The organism is Sandaracinaceae bacterium (genome assembly GCA_020633055.1).
Lineage (GTDB): Bacteria > Myxococcota_A > Polyangia > Polyangiales > Houyiibacteriaceae > JADJJE01.
On record JACKEJ010000010.1, the window covers coordinates 345822 to 361940 of the forward strand.

The following is a 16119-nucleotide window of genomic DNA, read 5'->3' on the forward strand; positions in this document are numbered from 1 at the left end:
TTCGCATATGCAGTAGCGCGTGCCCGAGACCCTCGCCACCCAGGACGCCGCCGAGCCGTCCACCCCCCGCTGGGAGCTGTACAAGCTCTTGGGCGAGCCCGAGCGGCTGCGGCTCTTGGCGCTGGCGAGCAGCGAGGAGCTGACCGTCGGTGAGCTGGCCGAGCTGCTGGGCGAGTCGCAGCCGAACGTGTCGCGCCGCGTGAAGGCGCTGAAGCAGGCGGGGCTGCTGGCCGTGCGCAAGCAGGGGACGCGCGCGCTCGTGGCGCTGGCCGCCGGGCACACGGACGACGCGGTGGTGCACGACGCCCTGCGCGCTGGGGCCCGCCTCTGCGCGGCAGACGGAAGCCTGCAGCGCGTGGCCGAGGTGGTGGCTGCCCGGGACGAACACGCGCGCGAGTTCTTCGCGCAGGCCCTCGAGACCAGCACGCCGGAGCTGCCGCCGGAGCTGCCGGCGTACTTGTCGGCGCTGGCCCCGCTCATCCCGCGCAGGCGCGTGGCCGTCGACGCGGGCACGGGCGACGGAAGCCTGCTGGACGTCCTGGCGCCCGTGTTCGAGCGCGTCGTGGCCGTGGACCGCTCCGAGGCCCGCATCGCGCAAGCGCACGCGCGCCTCGCTCAGCGCGGCTACCGGAATGTCGAGCTGCTCACGGCGGCGTACGACGCGGACTCGGTCGCAGAGCGGCTGTCCACGCTGGGCGGAGCGGACGTGGTGTTCGCCGCCCGCGTGCTGCACCACGCGCCGCGCCCCCAAGAGGCCATCCGACGACTGGCGGGGCTGCTGGCTCCCGGCGGCGCGCTGGTCGTGCTGGACTACCTGCCGCACGAGGACGAGGCCCTGCGCGAGAAGCAGGCCGACCTGTGGCTCGGCTTCGCCCCGGACGAGCTCCGGCAGCTGGCCACGCGCGCGCAGCTGGTGGACGCCGCGCTCCACCGCATCCCCCATGTCCGCTGCGGCAACGGCCCGGACGCGCACCTCGACTGGCAGGTGCTCGTCGCGCGCCGCCCGCAGCTCCCCTGACCGAGCTCGGCCCCGACCGACTCGCCCCGACACCGAGAGTAGACAACGCCCATGACCGAAAAGCTGAAGTACAAAGTTGCCGACATGTCCCTGGCCGACTGGGGCCGTCGCGAGATCAAGATCGCCGAGCACGAGATGCCCGGCCTCATGGCGCTGCGCCGCGAGTTCGGCGAGAAGCAGCCGCTCAAGGGCGCGCGCATCGCGGGCTGCCTGCACATGACCATCCAGACCGCCGTGCTGATCGAGACCCTCACCGCGCTCGGCGCCGAGGTCACCTGGACCAGCTGCAACATCTTCTCGACGCAGGACCACGCCGCGGCCGCCATCGCCGCCACCGGCGTGCCCGTCTTCGCCTGGAAGGGCGAGACCGAGGAGGAGTACGACTGGTGCATCTACCAGCAGCTCGAGGCGTTCAAGGACGGCAAGCGCCCCAACTTGATCCTCGACGACGGCGGCGACCTGACCGCCATCATCCACAAGCACTACCCGCAGTGGTTCGAGGGTGAGGACCGCATCGTGGGCCTGTCCGAGGAGACCACCACGGGCGTGCACCGCCTGTACGAGATGAGCGCCAAGCAGCAGCTGTTCTGCCCCGCCATCAACGTCAACGACTCGGTCACGAAGTCCAAGTTCGACAACCTCTACGGCTGCCGCGAGTCGCTGGTGGACGGCATCAAGCGCGCGACCGACGTCATGATCGCGGGCAAGATCGCGGTCGTGTGCGGCTACGGCGACGTGGGCAAGGGATGCGCCCAGGCGCTCGCGCGTCAGGGCGCCCGCGTGATGATCACCGAGGTCGACCCCATCTGCGCCCTGCAGGCATGCATGGAGGGCTTCCAGGTGGTGACCATGGACGACGCGGCGCCCATCGCCGACATCGTCGTCACCGCGACCGGCTGCTTCAACGTCGTCACCGGCGCGCACATGAAGCAGATGAAGAACGAGGCGATCCTCTGCAACATCGGGCACTTCGACTCGGAGATCGAGATGTCCTACCTCACCAACCCGGCGAACGGCGTGAAGGAGGAGGAGATCAAGCCGCAGGTGGACCACTTCATCTTCCCCGACGGCAAGCGCATCATCGTGCTGGCCCGTGGCCGCCTGGTGAACCTCGGCTGCGCCACTGGTCACCCCAGCTTCGTCATGAGCAACAGCTTCACCAACCAGGTGCTGGCGCAGATGACGCTGTGGAACGACACGGACGAGTACGAGAAGGGCGAGGTCTACGTCCTCCCGAAGCAGCTGGACGAGAAGGTGGCCTCGCTGCACCTGGGCCAGCTGGGCGCGAAGCTGACCATCCTCTCGCCGGAGCAGGCGCAGTACCTCGGCGTCACCCCCGAGGGACCGTTCAAGCCCGAGCGCTACCGCTACTGACGTCTCGCGCATGACGAATCGCGCGGCACGGGCGCTCTCGTGCACTGTGCCGCGCGATGTTGCGTGACCGAAACCCCTCTGAAACCTGGCGCGATCAGCATCAGGGTGTCAGGCCGGAGATAGGGTTCGCGACGACTGGCGTGTGTGTTCCATCCAAGTCCTTCCGCAGCGTTCCAATGCCAGGGCCCTCCACATGCCCCGCGCGCACCCTGTCTCCGCCTGACGCTTTGATCTTGCGTTCGAGGGCCGAAACCGGGCCGCTCCGGCTGGCACGGACGAGGAGTTCGGCTACCTTCCGCCGCCATGGCTGACAAGTCCGAGACCTACCTCGCCGAGTGGCAACAGCGCGAAGACCTGGCCGAGCGGATGCTGCCGCTGGTGGGCGCGCTCTACCGCCGCCACGGCATCGTCGTGCTCATCCACGGTGTGTCGCTGGTGCAGGCCACGCCGCTCGAGATCATCAAGGCCCACCGCTTCGCGCGTCGCCTGGATGGAAACGAGCTGCCCCTGGAGGACACCTTCGAGGCCATCTTCGCGATGACCGCCATGGACCTCGCGCCGGCGAAGGTGGACGTCGGCAAGCTGCGCCGCAACTTCGGGCGCGAACAGGGCGCGGGCTCGTTCGGCGACTACGTGCGCGCCGCGCTGGCCAGCCTGAACACCGGCCGCGAGCCCATGCGTCGCGAGCCCCAGGACGTGGTGCTCTACGGCTTCGGGCGCATCGGGCGTCTGATGGCCCGCATCATCGTGGACAAGATGGGCGGCGGCGAGAAGTTCCGCCTGCGCGCCATCGTGGTGCGCCCGGGTAAGGAGGGCGACCTGCAGCGTCGCGCGAGCTTGCTGCGCCGCGACTCCATTCACGGGCCCTTCGGCGGTACCATCCGGGTGGATCAAGAAGAGAACGCGCTCGTCATCAACGGCAACATGGTGCGCGTCATCTACGCGAACGCGCCGGAAGACGTGGACTACGCGCAGTACGGTATCCGCGACGCCATCGTGGTGGACAACACCGGCATCTGGCGCGACCGCGAGGGCCTCGGGCGTCACCTGAAGGCCAAGGGCGTGGCCAAGGTCATCCTCACAGCGCCGGGTCAGGGGGACGTGCCGAACATCGTGTTCGGCGTGAACGAGGGCACGCTTCCGGCAGATGCGTCCATCGTGTCGGCCGCAAGCTGCACCACCAACGCCATCGTGCCGGTGCTGAAGGTCATCAACGACCAGTTCGGCATCCAGTCGGGGCACATGGAGACGGTGCACTCGTACACCAACGACCAGAACCTGATCGACAACTTCCACAAGAAGGCGCGCCGCGGGCGGGCCGCCCCGCTGAACCTGGTCATCACGGAGACGGGCGCGGCCAAGGCGGTGGCCAAGGCCCTCCCCGAGCTGGCTGGGAAGCTCACGGGCAACGCCATCCGCGTGCCCACTCCGAACGTGTCGCTGGCCATCCTGAACCTCGCGCTGGGCAAGCCCATCACCAAGCCCGAGCTCAACGATCACTTACGGCAGGTGGCCATCGACTCGCCGCTGCAGGACCAGATCGACTACCTCACCTCGCCGGACATCGTGTCGAGCGACCTGGTGGGCAACCGGCACGCGGGCATCGTGGACGCCACCGCGACCATCACGGACGACAACCGCTGCGTGCTCTACGTCTGGTACGACAACGAGTACGGCTACAGCTGCCAGGTCATGCGTCTGGTGCAGCACATGGCGGGCGTGCGGCCCCCGACGTTCCCCAGCTGAGCGCGCGCCTCGGCCAGCGCATGGAGCCCAGCCCCGCTGCCAAGCGCGCAGCGGGGCTCGGACGAGCGGCGTGGGTGACAGCGGGGGGCCCGACGGGCCGAGGATGGCTCAGCTCGTGAGCTTGCCCAGCTCGCGGTACTTGCCCTCGAACGTCTCGAGCCAGTCGGTGAGCTTCTCGCGCTCGTGCGGCTCGAGCACGCTCGTGTCGCCGTGCACGTCCGCCTCGTCGAAGCTCATGCGGGCGAGGGCCACGGCGCACTCGCGGCCGGCGAAGACCTCGTACGGGCCGCCCTTGCCGTAGAAGCTGCGCCCGTGGGTCACGTCGAACACGCGCCCCTCGATGGCCAGCAGCACGGGGCGCGTGGGGTCGCTCCCGTCGTAGGCGCGCAGCTCCTCCGCCGTGTAGTCGCGCTCCTCGCCGACCGGGAGCGGCTCGCGAGGGGCCGGCTGGGTCTTCTCGCGCGTCACCGCGCGCACGGCCTTGGCGACGAACTTGGTGTTCTGGACGATCTTTCCGAGCAAGCCCATGCCCGTATGGAAGCACGGCGGGAGCCCTCGACGCCAGCGCCCCGCGCGGCCCCCCACGCGCCTTGCTCTCCCGAGGCGGGGCTGGCACTCTCAGCCCCCCCATGACGGCCGCGATCCTCTCCATCGGCACCGAGCTCACCCGTGGCGAGCTCGTGGACACGAACGCCACCTGGCTCGCCGAGCAGCTCATCACGCTGGGCTTCGACGTGCCCGAGCACGCCACCGTCGAGGACGACGCCGGGCTCATCGTGGATGCCCTGCGCCGCCTCGCCGGGAAGGCGACCGTGGTGGTAGTGACCGGCGGGCTCGGACCCACGTCGGACGACCTCACCGCCGCCGCGGCGGCGACGGCGGCTGGGCAGCCCCTGTTCCGCGACCCGATCGTGCTGGAGGCCATCAAGAAGAAGTACGCCTCCTTCGGGCGTGTGATGCCGGAGGAGAACGCCAAGCAGGCAGACCGCCCCGAGCAGGCCACCGTCATCCCCAACCCGGTGGGTACCGCGCCAGGGTTCGCGATGGCGCTCGGCGACGCCACCTGCTTCTTCATGCCCGGGGTGCCGCGCGAGATGCGCCACCTGTTCCGCGAGTCCGTGGTGCCGGCCATCGCCGAGAAGGCGGAGCGCAACACGCACCAGCGACACCTACGCACGTTCGGACGCACGGAGTCCCGCGTGGCCGGGCTGCTGCAGGGCATCGAGGAAGAGTTCGGCGTGACGCTCGGCTACCGCGCGTCGTTCCCGGAGATCGAAGTCAAGGTGCACGCCCGCGCCGCCACCGAGGCCGAGGCGCAGCGCATTGCCAACGAAGCCACCAGCGCCGCGCGTCTGCGCTTGGGCGACTGCGTGTTCGGCGAGCGGGAGGAGACCTTTCCGAACGCCGTGGGCCGTGCGCTGCGTGACAAGGGGCTCACGCTGGCTCTGGCAGAGTCGTGCACGGGCGGGATGGCAGCCTCCATGCTGACCAGCGTCCCTGGCAGCAGCGACTACCTGCTGCTCTCCGCGGTGGCGTACGCCAACTCGGCCAAGTCCCGCATGCTGGGCGTCAACTCCGAGGTCATCCGCGCGCACGGGGCGGTCAGCGCCGAGGTGGCGGCCGAGATGGCGGAGGGCGCGCGGCGCCTGTCCGGCGCGTCGCTGGCGGTCAGCATCACGGGCATCGCGGGTCCGGGCGGTGGCTCCGAGGACAAACCCATCGGGACGGTGTGGTTCGGGATCGCCGTCGACGGCGAGCCGACGGTCACCCGCCACCGGCAGTTCCCGGGCGACCGAGACCAGATCCGCACCCTCGCTGCCTACACGGCCCTGAGGCTGGCCATGCGCGCCGCGCTGGGACAGGTGAGCGACTGACGCCGCGGGCGCTCGCGGTGCACGCGACGCCGTGGGCGACGACGCGCACACTGCGGCACGCTGCACGAGCCACAACTCACCGTGCGCGCGACGCGGCGCGCTCGAAGTGCGCGGCCAACGCCCCGCACACCTCCTCGGCCGCGAACCAATGCAGCATGTGTCCCGTCCCGGGCACCTCGTGCACCGTGGGCTCGTGCAGAGCGGCCAGGCGCGCGGCCTCGTCCGCCAGTCGGAAGCCCTTCTCACCCAGCATGACCAGCGCGGGGGCACGAATGCGCGCCAAGAAGGCCACGAACATCTCCGCCCTGAACGGCAAGGGCGAGAGGGTCCGGTGCAGCGGGTCGAAGCGCCACGTCAGGCCGTCGGTCCCGTCCGCGCAGGCCTTCGTGGCGTGCATGGCCAAGAACCTCCCGAACGCGCCACTCAGCTGGCTGTTCTGGACGCGCATGCGACGAAGGGCGTCGTCGAGGTCGACGATGACCGTGGTGGGCTTGTCGGCCACGCGGGCGCACGACGTGAGCCAGCTCTTGTAGCGATCGGGGGCGCTGTCGAGCGGCGCGCTGGGCGGCCCGAGCCCCTCGAGCAGCGCCACGGAGCGCAGGCGTTCGCTGCGCACGCCCGCGAACATGGCGCACGCCGTGGCGCCCATGGAGTGACCCACCAGATGCACGGGCTCACCTTCCGTCACCAGCTGCGGCAGGAGCCGATCGAGGTCCTGAACGTAGTCGGGGAAGTGGTAGTACCCGCCCGCTCCCACCCAGCCGGAGCGCCCGTGCCCGCGCCAGTCGAACGCCAGCACACGGTAGCCACGCGCCGCGAGCGGCACCGCCACGCGCACGTAGCTGTACGCGAAGTCGAGGAAGCCATGGCAGAGCACGACCGTCTCGCCGCGCGCCGGCACGTGCCTGGCCGGTGCCCACTCGAGCACGTGGTGGCGTATGCCGTTGGCGTCGACGTAGCGCGTCTGGGGCGCGCCCGTCACGACGGTGTCTTCGGGGCTCGGCGGTGCGCTGTCGGTCATGCTGTGCTGCTCGTGGGGGATGGAGAGGCGAAGCGGCGTGGATCGAGCGCTCGGATGGCGTCGTCCAAGTCGCTGAGGTCGGGCGACGTCACCCCCAGCAGCTGGGCCGTGAGGATCTCGGCGGTGACGGGCGCGAGGAGGATGCCGTTGCGGTAGTGCCCGCTGGCGAGCCACAGGCCCGGCACGTGCGTCGAACCGACCAGCGGAAGGCCGTCGGGTGTGCCAGGGCGAAAGCCCGCCCAGTGGTCCTGAACGACGCATCCGGCGAGCCTCGGCGCGACCGTGGTGGCGATGGCGATCAGCTCGGCCAAGCCAGACAGCGTGACGCCGCGCGCGAAGCCCACGTGCTCGGTCGTCGCGCCGATGAGCACGTCACCAGCCGCTCGCGGTACCAGATAGCCGCCCGCTCCGAACACCACACGCTCCAGCAAGCGCGGGCGCGCGTGCGTGCGCATGAGCTGACCCTTCACGGGCGCCACCGTCCCGGCTGGCACGGGGACACCCGGCACCACGCTGGTCCACGAGCCCGCGGCCACCACCACGTGCCCCGCGTGCAGCGGCCCGTCGTCCAGCCGCACACCCTGCGCGCGTCCGCCGTGTACCAGCACCTCACGCACCACGCAGTCCGTGAGGAAGCGCACACCCTCCCGCTCGGCGGCCACGCTGAGCGCTGGCAAGAGCAAGCGCGGGTCCACCTGCCCCTCCCCCGGCAGCTCGAGCGCGGCGCACACCGCGGGAGACAACGCCGGCTCGCGTCGACGGGCCTCGGCGCCGTCGAGCAGGGCGACACCGTCCATGCCCGTGAGCCCGCTCGCGCGCAGCCGGGCCGCGTGCTCCTCCAGCGCCTTGACGGAAGCGTCCCCCTCGTGCGCGAACGCGACCCGTAGGAGCCCCGAGACACGGTGGCCAACCTCGAGCGCGTGCCGCTCCCGGAGGTCGGCGGCCCACGTCGAATGGAGCGTCGCGGAGCGCAGGCCCAGCCGCAACCCCGGACCGTCCTGCTCGTTCTCCATCATGGGCGCGAGGATGCCCGCCGCGGCCGTGGACGCCTCCGCGCCGGGCACGCTGCGCTCGAGGACACACACGGACGCGCCAGCGCGCGCCAGTCGCAAGGCCGTGGAGCATCCCATGATGCCGCCGCCGACTACGATGATCTCGGGGGAGCTCATGCGAAGGCAGTGTGAAGGTGATCGGCCCCGCGCACCACCGACGAAGGCGTGGCCCATCCACGTGCGCGCGCGGGCGGCGGAACGGACGAGCCCGGGCGCGCGTCGTCGCGAGGCCGGGCCCGCGTCGCGCTCACAGCCCCATGATCTTGGCCGTCGTGTAGCGCATGACCTCCGTCGCGCCACCGCCGATGCGCAGCAGACGGGCATCACGCCATGCGCGCGCCACCCAGAGGTCCTCGAGGTAGCCCATGCCGCCGTGGAACTGCACGCACTGGTCCATGATCTCGGCGTTCACGTCGCCCACGTAGGCCTTGGCCATGGACACCAGCTTGGTGGTCTCCATGGAGAGCATGGTCTTCTTCACGTACTTCTCGTCGTTGTACGCATCGACCGCCTTGTACGTCAGCGCCTTGGCCGCCTCGAGCTTGGTGTACAGCTCGACGAACTTCTGCTGCCAATACTCGCGCTTGATGAGCGGCTTGCCGAACGCCTGCCGCTCGCCACCCCACGCCACGCTGCGGTCGAGCGCGAGCTTGGAGCCCGCGAGCGCGCTGGCACAGCCCACCAGGCGCTCGGACTGGAAGTTCTGCATGAGGTAGATGAAGCCCATGCCCTCTTGCCCCAGCAGGTAGCGCTTGGGCACACGCACGTCCTCGAAGAAGAGCTCGGCGGTGTCGCTGGCCCAGTTGCCGGCCTTCTTGAGCTTGCGGCTGACGCTGTAGCCCGCGACGTCGGTGGGCACGAGGATGATGGACACACCGCGCGCGCCAGCGTCTGGATCCGTCTTGACCATGCACGTGACGAAGCTCGCCCGCGTGCCGTTGGTGATGTAGGTCTTGCTGCCGTTGATGACGTACTCGTCGCCCACCTTGCGGGCAGTGGTCCGCAAGCTGGCCACGTCGGACCCCGCGCCCGGCTCGCTCACGCCCAGCGCGGCGATGCGGTCGCCGGCGATGGCGGGGCGCAGGAACTCCTCCTTCTGCTCTCTGGTGCCGATGTCGTGGATGACCGGGGTGGCCATGTCGGACTGCACCAGGAGGCCCATGGTGACGCCAGCCGAGTTGTTGCGGGGGAGCTCCTCGGCCTTGACCACGCTCATCCAGAAGTCGCCCCCACCTCCACCGAAATCCTCGCTGAAGTGGGCGCCGAGGATGCCGCGGTCGCCGGCCCACTTGAAGACCTCGTCTGGGAAGACCTCGGCCTCCTCCCACGCGTCGACGCGCGGCGCCAGCTCCTTCTCGGCAAAGGTGCGGACCTGCTGGCGGAAGAGGTCGTGTTCTTCGGTGAACGGATTGAAAACCATGCGTGCTCTCCGGTGCGGGGGGCGTCGCCGGGTCACCCTCGGCGCGCTGAATGAATGTGCATTCATTTTGTACCGAGTCCCGCGTGGCCTGGCAAGCCCCTTCCACGTGGCGGCGAACCACGGGCCCACGTCGCGGCAGCTCTGGCCGACTCGGCGGCACACGGCGGTGCTGGCACTGAACGCGGAAGAGCCCCGAAACCGGCTGGTCGCGGGGCTCTCTCGCTAGGTCACGGGCGCGTGGGGCGCCCGCCTGTCGCGGTCGTCAGTCGATGGTGTCCGCCGTGGGGCCGTTGTCGGCGGACTGGATGTCGCCGTTCTGGCCCACGATGGTGAAGACCACGCGACGGTTCCGGGCGTGATCGTCCGCCGAGCGCGCGTTCTCCACGATGGGACGCGTCGGGCCGTAGCCCTGCGCCTCGAGGCGGCCAGCGTCGACGCCGTGCTCCACCAGGTAGCGCATGACGGACTCCGCGCGCGCCTGCGACAGACGCATGTTGTTGGCCAGACGACCGCGCGAGTCCGTGTGACCCTCCACGCGCACGTGCTGCACCTCGGGGTGCTCGTTGAGCAGGCGCGCCACCGCGTCCAGCAGACCGAACGAGCGCGACTCGATCACGTCGCGGTTCGTGCGGAAGTACACGGTCTGCAGGATCTCGATGCCGCCCTCGTTGATGACGACGTCCGTCGGCTCCGGGCAGCCGTGGTACTCCACGGTGCCGGGCACGTTGACGCAGCTGTCCACCGGGTCGACGACGGTGTCACCGTCCGTGTCGGGCCACGGGCATCCCTGGTTCGCCGAGGGACCTGCCTCGACCGGGCAGCGGTCGGTCGCGTCGGGGATTCCGTCGCCGTCGTTGTCCGGGTCCGGGCAGCCGTTCTCGTCCTCGAAGCCGTCCATGTCCTCGGCGTCCATCGGGCACTGATCATTCGTGTCGAGGATGCCGTCACCGTCGTTGTCCGGGTCGGGGCAGCCGTTCGCGTCCTCGTAGCCGTCGATGTCCTCGGCCTCCAGCGGGCACTCGTCCTCGACGTCCAGGATGCCGTCGCTGTCGTTGTCCGGGTCGGGGCAGCCATCGGTGTCCTGATAGGTGTCGACGTCCTCGGGCTCGGTGACGCACTGGTCCTCGTCGTCGTAGATGCCGTCGCCGTCGGTGTCGAGGCGGACCACGGCGCCCGCCGTCGGCTCGGTGTAGCCGACCATCGCGAACACGCGGAAGTCTGGCGAGCCGAAGCCGCGCACCAGGCCAGGACCACCACCGACGCCGGCCGTCAGGCCGCTGCTGTGGGTGAACTTCAGACCGCCGAGGACCTCGAGCGGGGTCTCCTGCTGGTCGAAGAAGTTCTGGAACGTGGTGCGGCCATGCACCTCGATGATGGCGCGCAGGTCGGTGGCGCTGTCCTCCTCGAGGAGGCGGATGGTAGCGCCCAAGCCGTAGGTGAACTCGTCACCCTGACGCGCGCCGTAGTAGCAGTTCGAGCCCGGGCGGGGAGTGCCCGGGAGGTCGCGGCAGTCGGCGTTGTCCGGACGCAGGTAGGCACCCAGGTTCGCGGCGAGGCGGAGGCGACCGACGTTGATCTGCGCGATGATCTCGGCGCCGCCCGCGATGCCACGCTCACCCGCGTAGTGCTGGTTGTCGTCGAACAGGTTGGCCGTAGGGATCGTCAAGCGGCCCTGCACGGACAGCATGAAGACATTCTCGGTGGTGCCGAAGAGGCGCACGCGCGCCCCAACCCACAGGTCACCCAACGTGAAGCCATCGGCCAGGTAGATGGGCACGGCTCCCGGCGTCGTCCCGTCACCGTCCACCACGCCCAGCGCGCCAAGGTTGGCGGGGATGTCGTCGCCGTTCTCCAGGAAGACGATGGGCAAACCGAGAGAGAGCGTGAGCCGGTCGCGGATGCCCAACGACGCGTTGAGGTTGCCCGTGAGCTGGTGCTCGACGACCGAGAAGGCCTCGCTGCCCGCGGAGCCCCGCGTGACCTCGTAGACGAGCGGGTCATTGGCGTAGTCGATGTAGAACTGTGCGCCAAAGCGCATGTCGCCCTGTACCTCGGCCGAGCTCACGGCGAAGCCGTCGTTCGTCTGCTCGGATGGGACGAAGCGGTTCAACTGGACGCTCGGTTGCGCGCCAGCCACCGAGGCCCCGCCCACCACCAACAGCGCCGCGAGGCCTGTTACCAGCCGCCTCAGCGTCGCCGCGCCTGTGTTCGCATGTGTCACTTCTGCCTCCTCGGTTCCACGACTCCCGCGCAGCGCGAAGAGCCTACGATTGCGTGCGAGATTACCAACTCGCCCCGGGATTACCACACTTCGCGGCCCCGTCCCAGCTTGGGGACACACCGCTTGATCTCCCCCACTGTGCCACAGCTTTCGATTCCACAATGAGTAAATTCTTTCTTCGTTGCGGAAAAGCCGTCGGGTCGAGCCTTCCCGGGTATCGTGGGGGCCCATGAGCTATCGCACGACCCCCGAGGACACCCACGCGATGCCGTCGGGCATCCCGTTCATCGTCGGGAACGAGGCGGCGGAGCGTTTCAGCTTCTATGGAATGAAGGCGATCTTGTTCACCGTCATGACGCGCCACCTGGTCGACGCAGCGGGCGCGCCGGACCTCATGACGGAGCCCGAGGCGAAGGCGTTCATCCACACGTTCGTGGCGACGCTGTACGCGCTCCCCATCCTCGGCGCGATCGCGGCCGACGCCTGGTTCGGCAAGTACCGCATCATCTTGGCGTTGTCGCTCGTGTATTGCGCGGGGCACGCGGTCTTGGCGGTGAACACCACGCGCACCGGGCTGGTGATCGGACTCGGGGTGCTCGCGATCGGTGCCGGGGGTATCAAGCCGTGCGTGTCCGCGCACGTCGGGGATCAGTTCGGGGCGAACAACGCTCACCTGGTCACGCGCGCGTTCGCGTTCTTCTACCTTTCGATCAACCTCGGCGCCGCGGTGGCCATGAACCTGACGCCGTGGCTGCTGAGCCGCTTCGGGCCGCACCCTGCGTTCGGCCTCCCCGGTGTGCTGATGGTCATCGCCACGTTCGTGTTCTGGTGGGGTCGGCGTCGCTTCGCCCACATCCCCCCAGGCGGCCAACGGTTCTTGGCGGAGATCACGAGCCCAGAGGGGCTGCGCGTGTTCGCCCGGCTGGCCGTGATGTTCGCGTTCGTCGCGCTGTTCTGGACGCTCTTCGACCAGACCGCGTCCAGCTGGGTCGCGCAGGGGCGCCGCATGGATCTGCACGGCTACGACTGGCTGGCGGACAACATGCAGTCGGCCAACCCCATCTTCATCTTGCTGCTCACCCCGCTGTTCACGCTGGTGGTGTACCCACGCCTCGAGCGCCACGTGCGCCTCACACCCATGCGCAAGATGGGCGTGGGGATGGTGCTGGCGGCGCTCTCGTTCTGCTACTCGGCGGGGCTCGAGGCGGTCATCGCGACCGGCGCGAAGCCGACCATCTTCCTGCAGCTCGTCGGCTACGGGATCCTCACGGCCGGCGAGCTGCTGGTGTCGGTCACCGCGCTCGAGTACGCCTACACGCAGTCGCCGCCGACGATGAAGTCCATGGTCATGTCGCTGTACCTCGCCAGCGCTGCGCTGGGGAACCTGTTCACGGTCGGTATCACGCGCCTGACGACGAACGCCGAAGGTGCGCCCACGCTCAGCAACACGCAGTCGTTCATGCTGTACGCGGCGCTCATGCTGGCTGGCGCCGTGCTGTTCGTCCCCTACGCGCGGCGTGTCCGCGAGCACAGCTACCTCCCCAGCACATGACGCGCGTACGCGGCCTCGACCTCGCACGCGGAGTGGCGTGCGTCGCGATGATCCAGGCGCACGCCTACGACGCCTACGTAGACGCCCCGCACCGCGGGAGCACAGCGTTCGCCGTGACCCGCTTCTTGGCGCTCCTGCCGTTGCCGCTGTTCATGGTGCTCGCGGGGATGGGCGTCGCGCTGCGGGTGGAGCGCGGCCGCGCGCGAGGAGAGGCGACCGCGACCACCCGCCGGGAGCTGACGCGCCGCGGCGGGCTCGTGTTGCTCAGCGGATACGCCCTGAACCTGCTCTACGGGCTGATGGACGGCGCTCGCACCATCGGAGAATTGCTGCGCTTCGACGTGCTCCACGTGATCGGGGCGAGCATCCTGCTGTTGGGCGCCCTGCTCCCCGGCCGCGCGCGGCCGACCCTCACGGCCAGCGCGCTGGTAGCGCTGTGGCTCGTGCCGAGCCCGTGGCTGCAGCGCGCCGGGCAACGCGCGCCCGACGGTGTGCGCCTGCTGCTCGTGCCCTTCGTGGACATCTCGCCCTACACCAAGATGCCCCTGCTGCCCCTCGCCGCGTGGTGCGCCCTGGGTGCGGCGTGCGCCCAGGTGACGCTGCGCGCACCGCGGGTCGTGGCCGCCATGGCGCTACCGCTCGCGGTCGCAGCCCACCTCGGTACCGAGGCGTGGGCCGCGTTGCCGGGAGTCACGCTGGCGCGCACGCACCCGATCGTGTGGCTGAACGCCGTCGACCTCGCGGCCCGCGCGCTCGTGGTCATCGGCCTGGTGCTGGCGGCGACCGCGCGGCACGCTGGACCATCGCGGGCGCAGGCGCCGTGGCTGGCGCTCGGGACGGGGTCGCTGCGTGTCTACGCGCTGCACCTGCCCTTCGCGTACGGGGCGCTCGGGAGGCCGCTGCGCGCCATTCCGGACATGAGCGTCTTGGACGCGACACCGTGGGTGGCGAGCCTCACGGTGCTCACCTACGCCTTGCTCCGCGGCACTGACACGCTACGGGACCGCTTCCTCGCTTGGCGATACACTCGCGACGCGCCATGACCCACGCCCCCTCGCCCACCCCCAAGGACCACACCGCGATCCGCGCCGCGACCACCTGGATGGAGGGCGATCCCGACGCGAGCACACGCGCCGAGCTCGGGGCGCTGACTGCAGCCGCGGCTGACGACGCGGTCGCGGGCGAGGCGCTACGACGACGCATGGACGAGCGCCTGGAATTCGGCACGGCCGGGCTCCGCGGCCTCGTGGGCGCGGGCCCCGGTCGCCTCAATCGTGCCACGGTCATCCGCGCCACCCATGGCCTGTGCGAGTGGCTCCGCGCGCGGGTGCCCGACGCGGCGTCACGCGGGGTGTGCATCGGCTTCGACGCTCGGCCCACCAGCCGCACCCTGGCCCACGACGTCGCCGCCGTCGTCGCGGGCGCGGGCCTCGTCGCGCGAGTGTTCGAGGACTTCGCGCCGACCCCCCTCGTGGGCTTCGCCATCCTGGACCAGAGCGCGGCGGCGGGTGTGGTGGTCACCGCCAGCCACAACCCGCCGGAGTACAACGGATACAAGGTGTTCTGGGAGCACGGCGCCCAGATCGTGCCGCCAGACGATGCGGGCATCGCCGCAGCCATCGACACGGCCCCGCCCGCCGTGGAGGTGCCACGTTCCGACGAAGGGGATGCTCGCCGCGACGGACGCTGGCTGAGCCTCGGCGACGACGTCCGCGCACGTTACGCGCGGGGCGTGCTGCGCTGCCTGCCGGACAGCGCGGGGTCGCGCGCGCTGCGGATCGCGTACACGCCGCTGCACGGCGTAGGGATGCGCACCGTGCTGCCCATCCTGGCGCAGGCCGGCTTCGACGACGTCCACGTGGTGGCCTCGCAAGCCGAGCCGGACGGCTCCTTCCCGACGGTGCGCTTCCCCAACCCGGAAGAACCTGGCGCGCTCGCAGCGTTGATCGCGCTGTGCGAGGACGTCGGCGCCGACGTGGGCGTCGCCAACGATCCGGACGCGGACCGCCTGGCAGTGGTCGCGGCAGACGACCAGGGCGTGTTCGAGGCGTTGAGCGGCAACGAGATCGGGTGCTTGCTGGCGGACTACCTGCTGAGCCATGGCGACCCGACCCAGGCGCGGGTGGTCATCAACACGGTCGTCAGCTCCCCCCTGCTAGGCGTCATCGCGCACGCTCACCGAGCGTCGTTCGCGCAGACGCTCACGGGTCACAAGTGGATCCACGCACGCGCCATGGAAGAGGAGGCGCGTGGCCGCACGTTCGTGTTCGGCTACGAGGAGGCGCTCGGCTACGCGGTCGGTTCCCTGGTGCGCGACAAGGACGGCATCTCGGCGTTGCTCGCGTTCTGCGACATGGCGGCGCGGGCGAAGGCCGGGGGGCGCTCGGTGCTCGCGCTGCGCGACGACCTGCTGCGCCGCTACGGGGCGTACGTCAGCCTGCAGGAGTCCTGGGTGCTGCCTGGAGAGGCTGGGCGCGACGAGATCCGAGCGCGTGTGGCCCGCGCCGAGGCCCTGCCGCTGGACACGCTCGGGGGGGTGCCAGTCGTGGCTCGCATCACCGGGAAGGACGCCGTCCGACGAAGCCGCGACGGGCGAACGGAGGCGCTCGGGTGGGCGGCGAGCGACCTCCTGGTGCTCGAGCTGGAAGGGGGGCAGCGCGCCATGCTGCGCCCGAGCGGCACCGAGCCGAAGCTCAAGCTGTACTTCGACGCGCGCGCCGAGCTCAGCCCGTCGGAGCCCGTGAAGGCAGCACGAGCGCGCGCGCGGGCGTTGGCGACGGCCATCCGGGACGACCTGGTGGCGCGCCTGGGCGGCGCCCCCGAGTCCCCGGTTTCTTGACG

The 16119-nt window shown here is 70.2% G+C and carries 12 protein-coding genes; 7 read left to right on the forward strand and 5 right to left on the reverse strand.

All coding sequences use genetic code 11. The features are described from left to right. Positions 1 to 19 precede the first annotated feature (19 nt). The 3 genes from H6726_23890 (at position 20) to H6726_23900 (ending at position 4138) form a co-directional block, all read left to right on the forward strand. The gene (locus tag H6726_23890; GenBank protein ID MCB9660708.1) at positions 20 to 1018 is read left to right on the forward strand and encodes a metalloregulator ArsR/SmtB family transcription factor; all 999 of its coding nucleotides are present in this window, start codon (positions 20 to 22) and stop codon (positions 1016 to 1018) included. 51 nt (positions 1019 to 1069) lie between these two features. Beyond that, entirely contained in the window at positions 1070 to 2392 is a 1323-nt protein-coding gene (locus H6726_23895) for an adenosylhomocysteinase (GenBank protein ID MCB9660709.1), read from the forward strand. A 303-nt stretch (positions 2393 to 2695) separates the two neighbouring features. Then, positions 2696 to 4138, forward strand: coding sequence for a glyceraldehyde-3-phosphate dehydrogenase (locus H6726_23900; GenBank protein MCB9660710.1), 1443 nt, complete (start codon positions 2696 to 2698; stop codon positions 4136 to 4138). 108 nt (positions 4139 to 4246) lie between these two features. Here the strand turns inward: H6726_23900 and H6726_23905 are convergent, their stop codons facing one another. Next, positions 4247 to 4666 carry a cytochrome b5 domain-containing protein gene (locus H6726_23905; GenBank protein MCB9660711.1) on the reverse strand — a complete coding sequence of 140 codons (420 nt, stop codon included), beginning with the start codon at positions 4664 to 4666 and terminating at the stop codon, positions 4247 to 4249. A 101-nt stretch (positions 4667 to 4767) separates the two neighbouring features. On the opposite strand from H6726_23905, the gene H6726_23910 reads away from it, so the two are divergent. Continuing rightward, on the forward strand, positions 4768 to 6012 hold the full coding sequence (locus H6726_23910) for a competence/damage-inducible protein A (protein ID MCB9660712.1): 1245 nt from the start codon (positions 4768 to 4770) through the stop codon (positions 6010 to 6012). Between the two features lie 76 nt (positions 6013 to 6088). Here H6726_23910 and H6726_23915 read toward each other — a convergent pair whose 3' ends face one another. From H6726_23915 to H6726_23930, 4 genes are all read right to left on the reverse strand, one after another. Further along, positions 6089 to 7033 carry an alpha/beta hydrolase gene (locus H6726_23915; GenBank protein MCB9660713.1) on the reverse strand — a complete coding sequence of 315 codons (945 nt, stop codon included), beginning with the start codon at positions 7031 to 7033 and terminating at the stop codon, positions 6089 to 6091. Then, positions 7030 to 8202 (reverse strand): glycine oxidase ThiO, encoded by a 1173-nt coding sequence (gene thiO, locus H6726_23920; GenBank protein ID MCB9660714.1) that lies wholly within the window; start codon positions 8200 to 8202, stop codon positions 7030 to 7032. Before thiO ends, H6726_23915 begins: the two co-directional genes overlap by 4 nt. A gap of 130 nt (positions 8203 to 8332) precedes the next feature. Then, entirely contained in the window at positions 8333 to 9505 is a 1173-nt protein-coding gene (locus tag H6726_23925) for an acyl-CoA dehydrogenase family protein (protein MCB9660715.1), read from the reverse strand. 262 nt (positions 9506 to 9767) lie between these two features. Further along, a complete protein-coding gene (locus tag H6726_23930) occupies positions 9768 to 11726 on the reverse strand; it encodes an OmpA family protein (GenBank protein MCB9660716.1) in 1959 nt (652 codons plus the stop codon). Between the two features lie 229 nt (positions 11727 to 11955). Here H6726_23930 and H6726_23935 point away from each other — a divergent pair, with 229 nt between their 5' ends. The 3 genes from H6726_23935 to H6726_23945 are packed head-to-tail and all read left to right on the forward strand — an operon-like array spanning position 11956 to position 16117. Continuing rightward, on the forward strand, positions 11956 to 13278 hold the full coding sequence (locus H6726_23935; GenBank protein MCB9660717.1) for a POT family MFS transporter: 1323 nt from the start codon (positions 11956 to 11958) through the stop codon (positions 13276 to 13278). Further along, positions 13275 to 14321: a DUF1624 domain-containing protein gene (locus H6726_23940; GenBank protein ID MCB9660718.1), complete on the forward strand. Its 1047-nt coding sequence runs from the start codon at positions 13275 to 13277 to the stop codon at positions 14319 to 14321. The genes H6726_23935 and H6726_23940 overlap by 4 nt, the downstream gene beginning before the upstream one ends. Beyond that, complete coding sequence (locus H6726_23945) at positions 14318 to 16117, forward strand: phospho-sugar mutase (protein ID MCB9660719.1); 1800 nt, start codon at positions 14318 to 14320, stop codon at positions 16115 to 16117. Before H6726_23940 ends, H6726_23945 begins: the two co-directional genes overlap by 4 nt. The last annotated feature ends 2 nt before the right edge of the window (positions 16118 to 16119 follow it).

Excerpts from the sequence above, each read along its gene's own strand:
- H6726_23895 (MCB9660709.1), top strand. The coding sequence starts at position 1,070 with ATGACCGAAAAGCTGAAGTACAAAGTTGCCGACATGTCCCTGGCCGAC.
- H6726_23900 (MCB9660710.1), top strand. The coding sequence starts at position 2,696 with ATGGCTGACAAGTCCGAGACCTACCTCGCCGAGTGGCAACAGCGCGAA.
- H6726_23905 (MCB9660711.1), bottom strand. The coding sequence starts at position 4,666 with ATGGGCTTGCTCGGAAAGATCGTCCAGAACACCAAGTTCGTCGCCAAG.
- H6726_23910 (MCB9660712.1), top strand. The coding sequence starts at position 4,768 with ATGACGGCCGCGATCCTCTCCATCGGCACCGAGCTCACCCGTGGCGAG.
- H6726_23915 (MCB9660713.1), bottom strand. The coding sequence starts at position 7,033 with ATGACCGACAGCGCACCGCCGAGCCCCGAAGACACCGTCGTGACGGGC.
- thiO (MCB9660714.1), bottom strand. The coding sequence starts at position 8,202 with ATGAGCTCCCCCGAGATCATCGTAGTCGGCGGCGGCATCATGGGATGC.
- H6726_23925 (MCB9660715.1), bottom strand. The coding sequence starts at position 9,505 with ATGGTTTTCAATCCGTTCACCGAAGAACACGACCTCTTCCGCCAGCAG.
- H6726_23935 (MCB9660717.1), top strand. The coding sequence starts at position 11,956 with ATGAGCTATCGCACGACCCCCGAGGACACCCACGCGATGCCGTCGGGC.
- H6726_23940 (MCB9660718.1), top strand. The coding sequence starts at position 13,275 with ATGACGCGCGTACGCGGCCTCGACCTCGCACGCGGAGTGGCGTGCGTC.
- H6726_23945 (MCB9660719.1), top strand. The coding sequence starts at position 14,318 with ATGACCCACGCCCCCTCGCCCACCCCCAAGGACCACACCGCGATCCGC.